Here is a 16,801-nt window from a genome sequence, read left to right as displayed (position 1 = left end):
CGGGGACTAGGATGGCACTGTGGCCGGCCTGATCAAACGCGAAGACATCGATGAAGTACGCCAACGCACCGACATCAAGGAAGTCGTCGATGGCTACGTGACGCTCAAGGGCGCCGGGCTCGGGTCCTACAAGGGTCTGTGCCCCTTCCACGACGAGCGTTCACCCTCCTTCACCGTTCGGCCCCAGGTTGGCCGGTACCACTGCTTTGGCTGCGGCGAGGACGGCGACGTCATCTCCTTCGTCCAAAAGCTGGACCACATCTCCTTCCACGAGGCCGTGGAGAAGCTGGCCCACCGGATCGGCTTCGAGCTCCACTACGAGGACGGCGGCTCCGGGCCCAACCGGGAGGACATCGGCCGGCGCCAGCGGCTGCTGGACGCTCACAAGGTGGCCGACGAGTTCTTCCGTGCCCAGCTGCTCACCCCCGGCGCCGCGGAGGGCCGCAACTTCCTCTACGGGCGCGGCTTCGACCGCGCGGCGGCCGAACAGTTCGGTGTGGGCTACGCGCCGCAGGGCTGGGACTCGCTCCTCAAACACCTCCGCGGCCGCGGCTACACGGACCCGGAACTCAAGCTGACGGGCATGTTCTCTGAAGGCGGCCGGGGGATCTATGACCGTTTCCGCGGCCGGCTGATCTGGCCCATCCGGGACATCGCCGGCGACACCATCGGCTTCGGTGCCCGCAAGCTCTACGAGGACGATCAGGGACCGAAGTACCTGAACACCCCCGAAACCGCGCTCTACAAGAAGTCCCAGGTCCTCTACGGAATCGACCTCGCCAAGCGCAACATCGCCAAAGACCGGCAGCTCGTGGTGGTGGAGGGCTACACCGACGTCATGGCCTGCCACCTGGCCGGCATTCCGACGGCGGTAGCCACGTGCGGGACCGCTTTCGGCACCGAGCACATCAAGATCGCCCGCCGGCTGCTCTCCGACGACGGCAGCGGGGGAGAGGTCATCTTTACGTTCGACGGCGACGCCGCCGGGCAGAAGGCGGCCCTGCGCGCCTTCGAAGAGGACCAGCGGTTTGTCGCACAAACCTTCGTGGCGGTCGAACCCAATGGCGCGGACCCCTGCGAACTGCGCCAGTCCAAGGGCGACTCCGCCGTCCGGGATTTGATCGGTAGCCGCCGCCCGCTGTTTGAGTTCGCCATCCGGGCCACGCTGAAGCGGCACAATCTGGACACGGTCGAGGGCCGGATCGCGGCCCTGCGTGAATCCGCGCCCGTGGTGGCGCAGATCCGCGACGCCGGAATCCGGCCGGCCTATGCCCGGGAGCTCGCCGGCTGGCTGGGAATGCCGGTCGAGGAGGTCAGCAGGGCCGTCGGCGCGGCGACCAAGCGCGCCGCACAGGCTGCATCGGCTCCGCCGGGCGGGGGCCAGGCCCAGAGCCACGGGCAGGGCGGCGGGCAGGGCTATGCGGGGTCCGGCCGCGGCTTTGCCGGGACCGCGCCCGGCGTTGCCCCCTTGCCGCCGTCGGCCGTACTCCCGTCCTTCAACCGCCCTGATCCCCGGGACCCCGTGGCCGCGATGGAGCGCCAGGCGCTCGAGGTCGCGCTGCAGGAACCCGGCATGCTCGAGGGCGAAACGTGGCAGCGCTTCTCGGAGGCGCGGTTCTCCACACCCGCCTACCTCGCCATCCACGAGGCCATCCGGGCCACCGGACTCGGGTTTTCGGGGGATCCGGTGCGCTGGGTCGAGCAGTTGCTGCAGGAGGTCCCCGAGCCCCTGCGCCCGCTCGTGTCCGAGCTCTGCGTGGTGCCCCTGCCGGCCAACACCCCCGAAGGCGTCCTGCGCTACTGCAAGGACATCCTCGCCCGCTTGTTCGAGCTCCAAATCACCCGGGTCAAGGCCGAGAAGATGGGCCAGCTGCAGCGTCTGGACGCCTCGGCCGACCCCGAAGACTTCCAGCGGCTGAATCGCGAACTCATGCAACTTGAGATGCAGCGGCGGTCCCTGCGCTCGGACGCCTGAGCCGCCGATTTCGTTTCCCGGGCTGGTGTTTGCTAGGCTTATACCCGCTTCATTCCTCCTTAGCTCAATTGGCAGAGCATTCGACTGTTAATCGAAGGGTTGCTGGTTCAAGTCCAGCAGGAGGAGCGCGCAGTCCCCGTTCCGGGTTCCGGAACGGGGACTTTTTTATACCCGGAGGGGGTATTTAGCGACTGGCAGGCGCTGGCCCCGTGGCCGATTTCCCTACCGGCAAAACCTTTGCTAATGTCGTACCTGCTTCATTCCTCCTTAGCTCAATTGGCAGAGCATTCGACTGTTAATCGAAGGGTTGCTGGTTCAAGTCCAGCAGGAGGAGCGGACAGGTCCCGCGGCCGGTGAAAACCAGCCGCGGGACCTTTTTTATTTCCTCATTTAATTCCGCGTTTTTTGTTGCTCCGTCTACGGGCAGGGGTTTCCGCCGGGCAACGCAGTGGCGGGCAGTTCAGGTGGAGGTTCAGACGAAGTACATTTCCACCTGGAGGAAGCGCTGGGCCTCGGCGACCGCTGCCTGGAAGGCCTCCAGCTCCGTGGGGGACTTCCGAGGTTCCCGCGGGTGCCATTCATGCGGCGCCGAGTGCACCTGGGTGAAGCCGCCGCCCGGGGGCGCATAGAAGATGCCGAACCGTTGCACCGGCCACTCCGGGGACGATTCCGGTGCCACGAGGAGGGCGGAGTCATATGCGGGGTTGTACCACTGGGCAATTGGGCGGCGCCGGTCTTCGGTGAACAGGCCGGCGGCGAACAGGGCTGCCGACTGCGGACTGGTCTGAGCGCACAAGCGATCCCACCACAGGGGCAGGATTCCGGCGTCGGACCGCTGCCAAGTGGCCGGAAGGGGCTGGTGATCCTGCCTGTCGGGCATGAAATAACTTTATCGCCCGCCGCGGACGTCGAACAGGGTGCAACGGGGGCGCAGGGCTGCAGGCCACGGACAGGCCTGCGTGGGCGGCTGGGCGGGGCCATAGGGCAGAGGCCGCGGCCACGGTGTTCGCTGCACTGGGGCTGCCCGGGGGACATGCTCAGTGCTGGCGGGATGCCCCTGGGGACATGTCCAGTGGTGGTCCTGGCGGCTGGACATAGTGGCAATATGTCCAGCCCCGGGCGCCAAGAATGGGTATGTCCCGTGGGGGAGGCCGCGATGAATGGGCATGTCCCCCCGGGGGAGGGCCCGGCTACTGAATCGGTGGCACCGTGCTGGGCCGAACAACCAGCCACAGTGCAGCGGCCGCCAGAAGGATGCAGACGGCCTGGACGGCGCCCATCGGGGTTGCGGAGCTGACGCCGAGCCAGCCGACCACCGGCGAGACCAGGCCAGCCATCAAGAAGGTCGCCGCGCCGAGAAGTGAAGCCGCGGTTCCGGCCTGCGCCCCGTGTTTGGCCAGGGCCAGGACCTGCACGGTGGGGAAGGTGAAACCGGCGCCCAGGATGTAGAACCACAGCGGCACCAGGACGCCCCACAGCCCGAACCCCAGCTGGTCGAAGACGACAATCAGGACGGCCATGACGAACATCCAGGCCGTGGAACAAGCCAGGATCCACTGCGGCGGGACGCGCTTGATGAGCCGCGCGCTGGTCTGCACGCCTGCGACGATGCCTAGCGAGTTGACGCCAAAGAGCAGGCCGTACTGCTGGGGCGTGAACCCGTAGACATTCTGGAACAGGAACGGCGAGGCGGAGAGGTAGGTGAAGAGGCCCGCGAAGTTCATCCCGCCCACCAGCAGCAGGCCTACGAAGATCCGGTCGGAGAACAGCACCTTGTAACGCTGGCCCATGGTCATCCCGGTTTTGCCGCGCAGTTCCGGCGGCAGGGTCTCCCGGATCACGAAGAGGGCCGCGATGATGACGCAGGTCCCGTAGGCGGCCAGGAACAAGAAGATGCCGGGCCAGGGCATCAGCAACAGCAGTTGGGAGCCGATGACCGGGGCGAGGATCGGGGCCAGCCCGTTGACCAGGGCCATCCTTGCGAACATCCGCACCATCGCGTAGCCGCTGAACAGGTCACGGACCATGGCCATGGCCACCACACCGCCCCCGGCAGCCCCGACACCCATGAGGACACGGAAGAAACCCAGCGTGGCGATGTCCGTGGACTGCGCGGCGCCCAGGGACGCCGCGATGTGGACCGCCGTCGCCACGATCAGGGGCAGGCGCCGGCCGAACTTGTCGCTCAGCGGGCCCACCACCAGCTGTCCCAGCGCGAAACCGATGGTCGTCCCCGTGAGCGTCAGCTGCACCGCGGCCGCGGAGACGCCAAGGCTGTCTTCCAGGGCCGGGAATGCGGGCAAGTAGAGGTCGACCGTGAACGGCCCTAGGGCGGTCAAAGCGCCAAGCGTCAGGATGTAGAGGAATTTACGACGGCGGCTCAGGGAATCACCGGGATTGTGGGGTGTGCTCACAGAGGTCCATCCTAGGGCCCGCCGGGGTGGCCGGCCGGTGGCTGGGCGGGCGCGCCACACCTTGCCCGAAAAGGCCTCCCAAGAGCCTAAATGATAGTTTTGACACCGGGGTCTGTGCGAAGCTGTCCAGACCCGGCAAGCCCGCGCGAGCGGATCGACGGATGGCACCAGTTAGGCGGGACCGATGAGCGGACGTCACAGCGGCGGCACAGGCAGCGGGTTGCGGATTTCCGCGCTGCCGCAAACCCTGAAGATGATCTTCAAGCTGGCGCCCCGGCAACTCAGCGACGAGATTGCCCTGGCCAAGGCCGAAATCAAACGCAAGGGGGCACAGCTCGGCGTCGCCGGCGCCTTCTTCGCCGTCGCCCTGGTCTTCGTTGGACTCCTGGTGATCGGACTCTTCATTGCAGCGATCATGGGACTGGCCACCATTATGCCCGCCTGGCTCGCAGCCCTGTTGGTCTCCGCCGTCTGCCTCATTATCGCCGCGATCGGGGCGCTCATCGGGCAGAACAAGTTCAAGAAGCTCATGCCGCTCGTCCCCGAGGATACGATCCGGGGGCTCAAGTACGATCTCGGCATCGCCAAGGAAGGCTCCGCCTTCGACGCCAGGATCCTGGATCCGAGCACCGAGCAGTACAAAGCAGCGAAGGCCGCCAAGGAAGCCGCCGCAGCCAAAGCGACGGCGGAAAAGGAAGCAAAGGCTGCCGCCAAGCCCGACTTCGGGCCGCCGCCCACAGAGGCTGAACTCCGACGCCGGCTGGACCTGCGGCGCACGCACCTTACCGGCGTCCGCGACGACCTCGGCCGTGAACTCGATGTCAAGACCCAGACCCAAATCCTGCTGGCGGCCGCGCAGGTCCGGCTCCAGGACGGCAAGGAGCAGCTCAGCGACAAGATCGCAGGCTTCCGCGCCTCAGCCCGATCCTCGGCGGGGTCGGCCACATCCGCTGACGGGCAGGGCCTGGCCGACACGATCAAGCGGCGCTGGAAGCCCCTGGCTGTGCTCGCCGCCTCTGGAGCCGCCCTCGCGGTCCTGGTGCGCAGGCTGGTGAAGGGCTAGACAGATCCCTGAACCTAAACGCCAAACCGTTGCCGTCCACGGAAAGGGGGAATCGATGAAGTTCATCGGCGCCGGCGCCCGCCCCGGGCAGCCCCTCGTCCACCGCGATGCGGTCTTCACGGTTCCCAATGTCCTGACCGTGGTGCGCTTCCTTGGCGTTCCGTTATTCATCTGGCTGGTCCTCTCGGAGCACAAGTACGGCTACGGTGCCCTCGTGCTCGCGGTCATGGCCAGTACCGACTGGGTGGACGGCTACATCGCCCGCCGCTTCAATCAAATGTCCAACCTCGGACGGGTCATGGACCCGATTGCGGACAGGCTTTCCTTAATCGCCGTCGCCGTGACCCTCGTGATAGCAGGCGTCGTCGAGTGGTGGTATCTCGCCGCGCTGCTGGTCCCGGACGCGGTCCTGCTGGCTCTGTCAGTGTTCTATTTCCACGGCCACCCGGATCTGCCGGTGAGCCGCATCGGAAAGATCCGGACGGGCCTGCTGCTGGTGGGCACGCCACTGCTGGTGCTCTCCAAGCTTCCGGTGCCCGCCGCGGACGTCTATGCCACGGTCGCGTGGATCTTCCTGGGACTGGGGCTCGTGGGGCACTGGATCGCGGCCTACAACTACGTCTGGGCCATCATCGGCAAGGGCAGGCAGCTTCGGGCGCACGACGGCGGCTCCCGCTGATGGTCTGGGTTGCGGTTTTACTGGCGGTCCTCGGCGCCTTCTGCCTTGCGTTTGGGGCACAGCGCCAGGGCAGTGCGGTCAAGGCCGATACCGGCGGCCTGGCGCTGAGCACCCACGGCCTGCTGCGGCTCGTGCGTAACCCGCGCTGGGTATTCGGGTTCCTTCTGCTATGCGCCGGGATGGGAATGAACGCGATCGCCCTCGTCATGGCGCCCTTGACGGTGGTGCAGCCGATCGGCGCGATCGCCCTGGTTATCACCACCGTGGTCAACACCAAGGACCAAGGCCTGAGCATGAACCGGGCAACCGTCGTGGCCATCTCGCTCTGCGTGACCGGCTCAGCGCTGTTCGTGCTGCTGGCCGTCACCGCCACGCAGGAGAATCACAACGTCAGCAGCGAGGACGAGCTGACAATCGTGCTACTCCTGGCCATTGCGGTCGCTGCCTTTGGCACGCTCGCGGTCCTGTTCAGGCACCGCATGAGCGCGTTCGTCTACATCCTCGGCGCCGGGGTCCTGTTCGGCTTCGTGGCTGTGCTGACCCGCATCATCGGCAGGCATTTGCTTGATCCAAATGGACAGTTCCTGCTGAATGTGCCGTGGTACAGCGTGGTTGCGATTATTGCTGCAGGCGTTCTGGGATCGTGGTTTGTCCAAAACGCCTACTCCAGCGGACCGCCGGACCTCGTGATCGCCGGATTGACGGTGATCGACCCCATTGTGGGCATCGCGATTGGCATCGTGATTCTGGGAGAACTGCGTCCGGATGTCCAAGCCGTGACGGCTATTGCCATGGGGACGGCCGCATTGCTTGCTATCGTGGGAGTCATAGCCCTCTCCAGGCACCACCCGGAAGTCACCAAGCGCAAGAAGGACGCGCGGAAGGCAGCGGGCAGGTCCTAGGGCGTCAGTCCAGACTTCGGCTGCAGGCCCGGCGCCTGTGCCGACTGCCAGCCGGCCGCCATTGATCCAGCTGTCCGCACAGCGACCACCAGGAGCTCTTCACGTGACCACGTCCGACAACCAGCCCCCGCTGACCATCCTGATTGCCGCTGACACGTACCCGCCCCACGTCAACGGCGCCGCCCAGTTCGGTTACCGCCTGGCCAAGGGGATGACAGCCCGGGGTCACGATGTCCACGTCCTGGCGTGCCGCCCGGGCAAGGGCCCGAGCTACAGCGAGTTCAGCGATGAGGCCACCGTCCACCGCCTGCGCTCCCACTCGGTGCCCACACACGAGTACTTCCGGGTCACCTTCCCCTGGGAGATCAAGAAGGAAATCGGGCTGTTGTTCGACCGCATCCAGCCGGACGTGGTGCACATCCAGAGCCACTACATGATCGGCGAGCACGTCCTGTACGAGGCCGTGAAACGCGGCATCCGGGTGGTGGCGACCAACCACTTCATGCCCGAAAACCTGAACCCCTTCCTGCCGTTCCCGCAGTGGTTCAAAGACATTGTGGGACGGATCTCCTGGCGGGACATGGGCAAGGTCATGGGCCAGGCCGACGTCGTGACCACACCCACGCCGCTTGCCGCCAAAGCCATGCACCAGCACGCTTTCCTCCGCCAGGTCCTGCCACTGTCCAACGGCATCGACGCCGCCGCCTACGAGGTCGGTCCCGACGAAACGGTGGAACGCCACGCCAGCCCGACCGTACTCTTCGCCGGCCGGCTGGCGGAGGAGAAGCACGTGGACGTGCTGATCGATGCCGTCGCCAAGACGCCCAAAGAACTGGACATCCACCTCGAAATCGTCGGCGGCGGAGAAGTCCGCCCTGCCCTGGAGGCGCAGGTCGCCCGGCTCGGGCTGAAGGACCGGGTCAGGTTCCTCGGCCTGGCCAGTGACGCCGAACTTCGCAAGGCCTACATCACGGCCGATGTGTTCTGCATGCCCGGCACGGCTGAACTTCAGTCCCTCGTGACCCTGGAGGCTATGTCGGCGTCCACGCCAGTCCTGCTGGCCGACGCCATGGCGCTGCCGCACCTGGTCCGCGACGGGGAAAATGGCTATCTCTTTATCCCCAACGACAGCGATGACCTCGCCGCCAAGCTGACGCGCGTGTTCTCGCTGCCCGACCACGAGCGTGATGCGATGGGCAAGACCAGCCGCGAAATGGTGGAAAGCCACGGTATCGCGCGCACGCTGCAGACGTTTGAGGACATCTACCGGGGCGCGAGCTACGACGACCTGGTCCTCTAGGTGTACTGCCCAGGGACGTTGGTTCGGTGAATGTGATGACTCGCTGGAGTCGTTGACGCAGAGGTGAGGACCTCCGGTTGCACAGTGGAGTTGCTTAGACAAACGCTGTAGCGACCAGGAGGTCCTCAATGTCTCACGCTAATGCCGCTTTGACTCCACGCCAACGTTTACGCCTCGCGCGTCTGGTCGTTGATCACGGCTGGCCGGTGTCCCGGGCCGCCGAACAGTTCAACTGCTCCTGGCCCACCGCCAAGCGCTGGGCCGAACGCTACGCCGCGATGGGCGAGGCGGGCATGATCGACAGGTCCTCGCGCCCGCACCGGGTGGCGAACCGGACCCCGCAGCAACTGGTTCGCCGGGTCGTGCACCTGCGCTGGAAGCAACGGCTGGGGCCGGTGGCGATCGGGGCGAAGCTGGCCATGCCGGCCTCGACCGTGCACGCGGTCCTGGTCCGGTGCCGGCTGAACCGCCTGCACCACGTGGACAAGCGCACCGGGGAAGTCATCCGCCGCTACGAGCACGAGACGCCGGGGGCGATGATCCATGTCGACCTGAAGAAGCTCGGGAACATCCCCGACGGCGGCGGCTGGCGCTACGTCGGGCGGCAGCAAGGAGACCGGAACCGGGCAGGAACCCCGGACACGGCACGCAACAGGTACCGCCAACCGCTGATCGGCACCGCCTATGTCCACACCGTCATCGACGACCACTCCCGGGTCGCCTACGCCGAGATCCACGGCGATGAAACCGCGGCCACCGCAGTCGGAGTGCTCAGGCGGGCCGTGTCCTGGTTCGCCGCCCGCGGAGTCACCGTCGAGCGGGTCCTCTCCGACAACGGCTCAGCCTACAAATCCCACCTCTGGCGCGACACCTGCCAGGAACTGGACATCAAGGTAAAGAAGACCCGGCCCTACCGTCCGCAGACCAACGGCAAGATCGAACGGTTCCACCGCACCCTCGCCGACGGATGGGCATTCCAACGCTTCTACGCCACAGAATCAGCCCGCAGAAACGCCCTCCCGGCCTGGCTGCACCACTACAATCACCACAGGCCCCACACCGCAATCGGAGGCCACCCGCCTATCAGCCGATTAACCAACCTGCCTGGGCAGTACATCTAGGGGCGCCGTCTGGCAGAACGGCGTCCACTCCGAACGCTTCAAGCTCCAGGGCGCCCGGTCCAACAGGATCCAACTCAGTTGCAGGAGGCCGCCTGCCGGTGACGGCATGCACGTGTGATGCGTCTACTATTGCTAGAGTATTTTTGCCCGGAACCAATCCGGCCCCCGCGGGCCAGGTCTGGCTCCGGGCGCAGGGGGCTATAGCTCAGCTGGTTAGAGCGCGGGACTCATAATCCTAAGGTCCTCGGTTCAAGTCCGAGTAGCCCTACATTCATTTCTGCGGCAGCCTCCTCATCCGGGGTCCGCAACCACGGGAGCCGTGGCTGACGTCCGACGTCGGCCGCGGCTCCCTTTTTGTCGGGTTTGTCGGGTTTTCATTGGGCCGGCACTTGCAGGCGTCCCGACACTGCGATAAGTTACTGATCAGTAACATATTGCCGGCGCGAAGCCCGCGCCCTTTTGGTCCCCGCTGATCGAGTGAAGGAACATCATGTCCAAAGCTGCCATCGACATCCACAACCTGTCCTACGCCGATGGCGATTTCTTTGCGTTCGAGCAGTTGCTCAGCGCCAAGGAGCAGGACAGGCTGGCCGAAGTCCGTGAATTCCTTACCCGCGAAGTCCGGCCGATCGCCGTCGATTGCTGGAATCGCGGGGAGTTCCCCATGGGCTTGATCCCGAAGCTCGCCGAAATCGACCTGGTCAGCCCTGTTCGGAGGCAGGGCTACTCGAATCTCTTTGCAGGCATCCTGCACGCGGAGGCCACCCGCGCCGACACGTCGATCGCGACGTTCATGGGCGTCCATGACGGGCTCTTCACCGGCTCCATCGAAGCTCTTGCCTCCCAGGAGCAGCAGGATGCGTGGCTTCCCGAGATCTACTCGCTCAAGAAGATCGGCGCGTTCGGCCTCACCGAGCCCCTGGGCGGCTCCGACGTCGCCGGCGGTACGCGCACCACGGCACGGCGCGACGGCGATAACTGGATCCTCAATGGAGCCAAGCGTTGGATCGGCAACGCGACTTTCTCCGACTGGGTGGTCATCTACGCCCGCGATGTTGGCGACAACCAGGTCAAAGGGTTCCTCGTGGACACCAAGGCCGAGGGATACAGTGCCGTGAAAATTGAGAACAAGATCTCGCTGCGCACGGTCCAGAACGCTGACATTACGCTCGACAACGTTGTGGTGCCGGAGTTCTTCAAGCTCGCCAACGCCAACAGCTTCCGCGACACGAACAAGGTCCTGAAAGTCACCCGCCTGGCCGTGGCCTGGCAAGCGGTGGGCCAGCAGCTGGCGGCCTTCGACGTCGCCCGGCGCTACGCCGTGGAACGCAGCCAGTTCGGCCGTCCGATTGCCTCCTTCCAGCTGATCCAGCACCAGCTCGTGCAGATCCTCGGCAATGCGGTGAGCTCCATGGGCATGATGGTGAGGCTTTCCCAGCTGGAGGACGCGGGGGAGGCGAAGGACGAGCAGTCCGCCCTGGCCAAGGCGTTCACCACCGCGCGGATGCGCGAAAGCGTGGCCCTGGGCCGGAGCATCCTCGGCGGGAACGGGATCGTGACGGACTTCGAGATGGCCAAAGTCTTTGCGGACGCCGAAGCCATCTACTCCTACGAGGGCACCCATGAAATCAACACCCTCGTCACCGGCCGGGCTATCACGGGCATTTCCGCGATCGTCTGAGGGGCGCCAAACGCCCGCCGCGGTTGCCCGCGTGCGTCAACGGACGAGCCGCGCATCAAAGGCGGCGCCAAATGCTGCATCACGGACCCGGATTCAGGGGCGGCAGCAGAACGGAAGGCCGAAGGTCCATCACGAACGCCAGCGGATTGACGTAGTATTCGCCGCGGCGGACGCCCCAGTGGAGGCAGGGCGGCGCCGGGCCGCAGTGGCCGGTCTGCACCTGCCCCAGGACATCGCCCACCGCCACGGCGGACCCCGCCCTCAGTGAACTCGCCACCGGCTCGAAACTGCTGCGCAGCCCGTTGCCGTGATCGATCGTGATGACCGGCCGGTCCACCACCGTCCCGACAAAGCTCACCGTCCCGGCGGCGGGCGACTTGAGCGGGGCGCCATCGAAGGGCGCCTCAAGGTCGACGCCGCGGTGACCGCTGAGCCACGGCTTGGCCGGGGGGTCGAAGGCGCGGAGCACCGCCGGCCTTGGGCTCAGCGGCCAGCTCCAGGCAGACGCAGGGACCGGCCCCGCCCTCGGGGAGCCCCGGCCGGAGGAAATTGCAGCCCGGGCGGCAATGGCAGGGTAGCCGGCGTCTGTGGGGCCGGAGCGGGCGGCGGCGTCGGCGTCGGCGTCTGTGGGGCCGGAGCGGGCGGCGGCGTCGGCGGCGGAGGCATGGGCAGCGGCGGCGATATCGGCGTCGGCGGTGATGGGGGGCGGCGCCAGGAACGTTGCCAGGAACAATGCCGCCAGCAGCAAGGCCCGCAGGCCAAGTGGGAGCTTCATGGCCCCAGCCTGCCAAGGCAGCGCCCCGGGCGGAATCTCCCGCCATGGCTATGTGGATAAGGTGCCCGCCGGCCCCCGCCAAAGCCCCGGAACCCCGCACCGCTGCCGCGGCAAAACCGTCCTCCTGGGCGGGGCCGCTGTAGTACACTTGGTGGAGCAGTTTGCTGTGCCCTCACGCTTGTAAGTCGCGATACTTCGTGATTGCCGAAGCCGGCACGCCTCATTCAGGGGTGCGGGGGAGCAGCAGCTGACTACGCGTATCCAGCCCTCCTCAAAAGAAGCCTGAAACTTCCGATGCGGAGGACTGCGCCTCCTGCGGTCCGTTCCACATGGCATGTCCATATGGCGCGGATGGGAAGTGCGGTGGATGCCAGGAGCAACGCCCGCCCCGGGCGAATGCTAAACAACCGTCAACTATTGGCAGGGTAAGAGGGCCATGGGCTCTCTCATGAATGACCTGCCGGAAGGAGCGTCGGCATGCCCGTCGTAACTATGCGCCAGCTGCTTGACAGCGGCGTCCACTTTGGACACCAGACCCGCCGTTGGAACCCGAAGATGAAGCGCTTCATCTTCACGGAGCGCAACGGTATCTACATCATTGACCTGCAGCAGTCGCTGTCCTATATCGACCGGGCCTACGAGTTCGTGAAGGCCACCGTTGCACACGGCGGCACCGTTCTCTTCGTCGGCACCAAGAAGCAGGCGCAGGAATCCATCGCCGAGCAGGCCACCCGCGTTGGCCAGCCGTACGTCAACCAGCGTTGGCTCGGCGGTATGCTGACCAACTTCCAGACGGTCTCCAAGCGCATCCAGCGCATGAAGGAACTCGAAGAGATCGACTTCGACGACGTCGCCGGTTCGGCTTACACCAAGAAGGAACTGCTGCTCCTTCGCCGCGAACTCACCAAGCTGGAAACCAACCTCGGTGGTATCCGCAACCTGACCAAGGCGCCGTCCGCGCTGTGGATTGTTGACACCAAGAAGGAACACCTTGCTGTCGACGAGGCCAAGAAGCTGAACATCCCGGTTGTGGCCATCCTGGACACCAACTGCGATCCCGACGAAGTCGACTTCCCGATCCCGGGTAACGACGACGCCATCCGCTCCGTCAACCTGCTGACCCGCGTTGTCGCCGACGCCGTTGCTGAGGGCCTCATCGCCCGTAACCAGCGCGCCACCGGCACCACGGAAGCTCCGGAAGAGCCGCTGGCCGAGTGGGAGCGCGAGCTCCTCGAAGGCAACAAGGCTGAAGCTGCTGCAGCGCCCGCCGCTGAGGCTGCGCCCGCCGCTGAGGCTGCACCGGCTGCTGACGAAGCACCGGCCGCCGAAGCTGCTCCGGCTGCTGAGGACGCACCGGCTGCTGAAGAAGCACCGGCCGCCGACGAAGCCAAGTAGTCAGACAAGTAAATCTGGATCTCCCCACATGCGCTCAGCTGCATAGGGGGTACCGACAGGATGGCCGCTCACTCGGTGAGCAGCCGTCCTGTCGGTCCGTACACCACATAAATTTCTAGACAGAGGGGTTCACATGGCGAACTACACTGCCGCTGATATCAAGGCTCTGCGCGAGCGCACTGGCGCCGGCATGATGGATGTCAAGAAGGCTCTTGACGAAGCCAACGGTGACGCCGAGAAGGCCATCGAAATCATCCGCATCAAGGGCCTGAAGGGCGCCACCAAGCGCGAGGGCCGCTCAACCGCCGAAGGCCTGGTTGCCGCCAAGGTCGCCAACGGCGTCGGCGTGATGATCGAAGTCAACTGCGAGACCGACTTCGTCGCGAAGGCTGACAAGTTCATCCAGCTGGCCGACAAGGTCCTGGCTGTGGCCGTCGAGTCCGGCGCTGCCGACCTCGAGACCCTGCTTGCCACCGAGGTCGACGGCAAGCCGCTGTCCGAGGTCGTCATCGAAGAGGGCGCCGTTCTGGGCGAGAAGGTTGTTGTCCGCCGCATCTCCCGCATCGAGGGCGCCACGGTCGACGCTTACCTGCACAAGACCTCCAAGGACCTCCCGGCCCAGGTCGGCGTGTTGTTCGCTGTTGACGGCGAAGGCGAAGCGGCTGCCACCGCAGCCCACGACGTCGCCGTTCACGTCGCCGCCATGGCTCCGAACTACCTCACCCGTGAGGACGTTCCGGCCGATCTCGTCGAGTCCGAGCGCCGCATCGCCGAGGAAACGGCCAAGGCCGAGGGCAAGCCCGAAGCTGCGATGACCAAGATTGTCGAAGGCCGCGTTACCGGCTTCTACAAGGGCGAGGTCCTCGTTGACCAGGCATTCGCCAAGGATGCCAAGAAGTCTGTCGCACAGGTCCTCGAAGAAGCCGGCGTCAAGGCAACTGCCTTCACGCGCTTCCGCGTCGGTTCCTAGTCAGACTGGCCAGACACCAGTCAGGCACTAGCCAGACACGCTAAGGGGGTGGTCACCACGGTGGCCACCCCTTTTGCATGCACCCGTGAGGCACCGTTTCCGGTCACGGCCGGAATGCCGCCTTGGGCGCCCAGCACGATAACCTAACTCAGAGTTCACCAACGGGAAGGCACCATGGAAACCGTCACCACTTCAGCCCAGCCAAAGAAGAACAGGCGCCGCGTCCTCTTGAAGCTCTCCGGCGAGGTCTTCGGCGGTGGGAAACTGGGCGTCGACCCGGATACCGTCCGCGGCGTGGCCAAGCAGATCGCCGCCGCAGTTCCCGATGTGGAGGTGGCAATCGTCGTCGGCGGAGGCAACTTCTTCCGCGGCGCCGAACTGTCCCAGAGCGGCATGGACCGCTCCCGCGCCGACTATATGGGCATGCTCGGAACCGTCATGAACTGCCTCGCGCTCCAGGACTTCCTTGAGCAGGCCGGGGTGGAAACGCGCGTGCAGAGCGCCATCACCATGGGCCAGGTTGCCGAGGCCTACATCCCCCGCCGCGCCATCCGCCACATGGAAAAGGGCCGGGTTGTCATCTTCGGCGCCGGCGCCGGCCTGCCGTACTTCTCCACTGACACCGTGGCCGCCCAGCGTGCCATGGAGGTCCACGCCGACGTCGTCCTGATGGCCAAGAGCGGCGTCGACGGCGTCTACACCGCCGACCCGAAGAAGGACCCGACGGCGGAGAAACTGCACCGCCTCAGCTACGACGACGCCCTCCGCCGCGACATCCGCGTGATGGACCAGACCGCGATGACCATGTGCAAGGACAACAACCTCACAATGGTGGTCTTCGGCATGGAAGGCGAGGGCAACGTCACCCGCGCCATCCGGGGCGAAGACCTGGGCACCGTCGTCACCCCCTAGCAACAGCTAGGATGTTTTCAGGACCTTTCCGCCGCCAGGCGGAAGACAAAAGCGCCCGGCGGAATACGGCAGGCGCACAAAGAAGACGTGCCGCGCCCCGGCCCCCGGGACGCACCAATTTCTGAGGAGAGACCGTGATCGAAGAAACCTTGCTCGAAGCCGGGGACAAGATGGACAAGGCAGTTGAGGTAGCCAAGGAAGACTTCGCCTCGATCCGGACCGGCCGCGCGACGCCTGGCCTGTACAACAAGGTCATCGTCGAGTACTACGGCACGCCGACACCGCTGCAGCAGCTGGCCTCCTTCGCGGTCCCGGATGCCCGCACCATCCTCGTCACCCCGTACGACAAGACGGCCCTGCGCGACATCGAACGTGCCCTCAGCGACTCGGAGGTCGGCGCCAACCCGTCCAACGACGGCAACGTCATCCGGATCACCATTCCCGAGCTGACGTCCGAACGGCGCAAGGAATACGTCAAGATCGTCAAGTCCAAGGGTGAGGACGCGAAGGTGTCCATCCGCAACATCCGCCGCAAAGCCAAGGAAACGCTGGACAAGCTCGTCAAGGACGGCGACGCCGGCGAAGACGAAGGCGCGCGCGGTGAGAAGGAACTCGACGCCATGACCAAGGCACACGTGGACGGGATCGACGAGCTGCTCAAGCGCAAGGAAGCTGAGCTGCTCGAGGTCTGATGAATCAGGCACAGGAGGCCTCCGGGCCGCGCGCCCGGAGGCGGGGGAAGCAGCGCGAGAACCCAACGCCGAAAGCGGGCCGGAACCTGCCCGCCGCCACCGTGGTGGGCGTTGGCATGCTGGTATGCGTCCTCGGCGGCCTGCTGTTCCTCCCGCTGGGCTTCGTCCTGGTGACCGCCACCTTTGCGATCTTCGGCGTCTGGGAGATCTTCCGTGCGCTGGAGGCCGCAGGCACCCGCCTGCCGATCGTGCCGGTGATGGTCGGCACGGTCGCCATGCCGATCGCCGCCTACTTCGGCGGCCTCGAAAGCCTGCTCTTCGCCATGCTCGTCAGCAGCGTGGCGGTGCTGTTGTGGCGGACCCTGGAGGGCGCCGCCGGTTCGGCGCGGAGCATTTTCGCAGGGGTCTTCACCCTGTCCTGGGTGCCGTTCCTGATCAGCTTTGCGGCGCTGCTGCTGCACACCGCCGACGGCGAGACGCCGGTAGGCCTGTGGCCTGACGGGGTGATTCCGGCGGGTGCGTGGGAAATCGCGACCCTGCTGCTCCTGGTGGTAGCCAACGACACCTTCGGCTACCTCGTGGGCGCCTCCCTGGGCAAGCATCCGATGGCCCCCAAGATCAGCCCCAAGAAGACCTGGGAAGGCTTCGCCGGCTCGATCGCCGGGGCCGTCGTCGTGGGCGTGCTCGCCATGATCTTCGTGCTGGGCGAACCGTGGTGGTTCGGCGTCGTGCTCGCCGTGGGCATGGTGGCAGCCGCCACCGCCGGCGACCTCGCCGAATCCATGGTCAAGCGCGAGCTCGGCATCAAGGACATGAGCAGCATCCTCCCCGGACACGGAGGCGTCATGGACCGGCTGGACTCGATTGTCTTCGCCTCGCCGGTGGCGTTCATCCTGTTCTCGGCCCTCACAGCCGCCTAGAA

The 16,801-nt window shown here is 65.7% G+C and carries 15 protein-coding genes and 3 tRNA genes; 15 read left to right on the top strand and 3 right to left on the bottom strand.

Annotated features, from left to right (window positions below):
• Nucleotides 1-19: 19 nt before the first annotated feature.
• The 3 genes from dnaG (at nt 20) to AC1DZV_RS03285 (ending at nt 2,309) form a co-directional block, all read left to right on the top strand.
• The gene (gene dnaG, locus AC1DZV_RS03295; protein ID WP_476950571.1) at nt 20-1,975 is read left to right on the top strand and encodes a DNA primase; all 1,956 of its coding nucleotides are present in this window, start codon (nt 20-22) and stop codon (nt 1,973-1,975) included.
• Between the two features lie 53 nt (nt 1,976-2,028).
• Nucleotides 2,029-2,101, top strand: a tRNA-Asn gene (locus AC1DZV_RS03290).
• 135 nt (nt 2,102-2,236) lie between these two features.
• Nucleotides 2,237-2,309, top strand: a tRNA-Asn gene (locus AC1DZV_RS03285).
• A gap of 138 nt (nt 2,310-2,447) precedes the next feature.
• On the opposite strand, the gene AC1DZV_RS03280 is transcribed toward AC1DZV_RS03285, so the two are convergent.
• Together AC1DZV_RS03280 and AC1DZV_RS03275 are read right to left on the bottom strand one after the other, a co-directional pair.
• Nucleotides 2,448-2,855, bottom strand: a complete 408-nt coding sequence (locus AC1DZV_RS03280) for a hypothetical protein (protein ID WP_028278282.1) — start codon at nt 2,853-2,855, stop codon at nt 2,448-2,450.
• 310 nt (nt 2,856-3,165) lie between these two features.
• Entirely contained in the window at nt 3,166-4,389 is a 1,224-nt protein-coding gene (locus AC1DZV_RS03275) for a multidrug effflux MFS transporter (protein WP_028278281.1), read from the bottom strand.
• A gap of 184 nt (nt 4,390-4,573) precedes the next feature.
• Here AC1DZV_RS03275 and AC1DZV_RS03270 point away from each other — a divergent pair, with 184 nt between their 5' ends.
• The 7 genes from AC1DZV_RS03270 to AC1DZV_RS03240 all read left to right on the top strand — a co-directional run bounded on the left by AC1DZV_RS03270 (nt 4,574) and on the right by AC1DZV_RS03240 (nt 11,135).
• A complete protein-coding gene (locus tag AC1DZV_RS03270; protein WP_476950570.1) occupies nt 4,574-5,452 on the top strand; it encodes a phage holin family protein in 879 nt (292 codons plus the stop codon).
• Nucleotides 5,453-5,507: 55 nt separating this feature from the next.
• Nucleotides 5,508-6,131, top strand: a complete 624-nt coding sequence (locus AC1DZV_RS03265; protein ID WP_028278279.1) for a CDP-alcohol phosphatidyltransferase family protein — start codon at nt 5,508-5,510, stop codon at nt 6,129-6,131.
• Nucleotides 6,131-7,033 (top strand): DMT family transporter, encoded by a 903-nt coding sequence (locus tag AC1DZV_RS03260; protein WP_028278278.1) that lies wholly within the window; start codon nt 6,131-6,133, stop codon nt 7,031-7,033. The genes AC1DZV_RS03265 and AC1DZV_RS03260 overlap by 1 nt, the downstream gene beginning before the upstream one ends.
• Before the next feature lie 103 nt (nt 7,034-7,136).
• Nucleotides 7,137-8,333, top strand: coding sequence for a glycosyltransferase (locus AC1DZV_RS03255; RefSeq protein ID WP_476950569.1), 1,197 nt, complete (start codon nt 7,137-7,139; stop codon nt 8,331-8,333).
• 128 nt (nt 8,334-8,461) lie between these two features.
• Nucleotides 8,462-9,454 (top strand): IS481 family transposase, encoded by a 993-nt coding sequence (locus tag AC1DZV_RS03250; RefSeq protein ID WP_476952956.1) that lies wholly within the window; start codon nt 8,462-8,464, stop codon nt 9,452-9,454.
• 194 nt (nt 9,455-9,648) lie between these two features.
• Nucleotides 9,649-9,722, top strand: a tRNA-Ile gene (locus AC1DZV_RS03245).
• Nucleotides 9,723-9,944: 222 nt separating this feature from the next.
• Nucleotides 9,945-11,135, top strand: a complete 1,191-nt coding sequence (locus AC1DZV_RS03240; protein ID WP_476950568.1) for an acyl-CoA dehydrogenase family protein — start codon at nt 9,945-9,947, stop codon at nt 11,133-11,135.
• 79 nt (nt 11,136-11,214) lie between these two features.
• On the opposite strand, the gene AC1DZV_RS03235 is transcribed toward AC1DZV_RS03240, so the two are convergent.
• Nucleotides 11,215-11,910, bottom strand: coding sequence for a M23 family metallopeptidase (locus AC1DZV_RS03235; protein ID WP_476950567.1), 696 nt, complete (start codon nt 11,908-11,910; stop codon nt 11,215-11,217).
• A gap of 477 nt (nt 11,911-12,387) precedes the next feature.
• Between AC1DZV_RS03235 and rpsB the strand changes: the two genes are divergently transcribed.
• From rpsB to AC1DZV_RS03210, 5 genes are all read left to right on the top strand, one after another.
• Complete coding sequence (rpsB, locus tag AC1DZV_RS03230) at nt 12,388-13,305, top strand: 30S ribosomal protein S2 (RefSeq protein ID WP_476950566.1); 918 nt, start codon at nt 12,388-12,390, stop codon at nt 13,303-13,305.
• A gap of 133 nt (nt 13,306-13,438) precedes the next feature.
• Complete coding sequence (tsf, locus tag AC1DZV_RS03225; protein WP_028275233.1) at nt 13,439-14,275, top strand: translation elongation factor Ts; 837 nt, start codon at nt 13,439-13,441, stop codon at nt 14,273-14,275.
• A gap of 174 nt (nt 14,276-14,449) precedes the next feature.
• The gene (pyrH, locus tag AC1DZV_RS03220; protein WP_018774549.1) at nt 14,450-15,187 is read left to right on the top strand and encodes a UMP kinase; all 738 of its coding nucleotides are present in this window, start codon (nt 14,450-14,452) and stop codon (nt 15,185-15,187) included.
• 134 nt (nt 15,188-15,321) lie between these two features.
• Entirely contained in the window at nt 15,322-15,879 is a 558-nt protein-coding gene (gene frr / locus AC1DZV_RS03215) for a ribosome recycling factor (RefSeq protein WP_018774548.1), read from the top strand.
• Complete coding sequence (locus tag AC1DZV_RS03210) at nt 15,879-16,799, top strand: phosphatidate cytidylyltransferase (RefSeq protein WP_079551459.1); 921 nt, start codon at nt 15,879-15,881, stop codon at nt 16,797-16,799. Before frr ends, AC1DZV_RS03210 begins: the two co-directional genes overlap by 1 nt.
• Nucleotides 16,800-16,801 lie beyond the last annotated feature (2 nt).

It is taken from the genome of Arthrobacter sp. P1_D12 (genome assembly GCF_056406175.1).
This window is presented reverse-complemented; position numbering and strand designations above follow the sequence as displayed.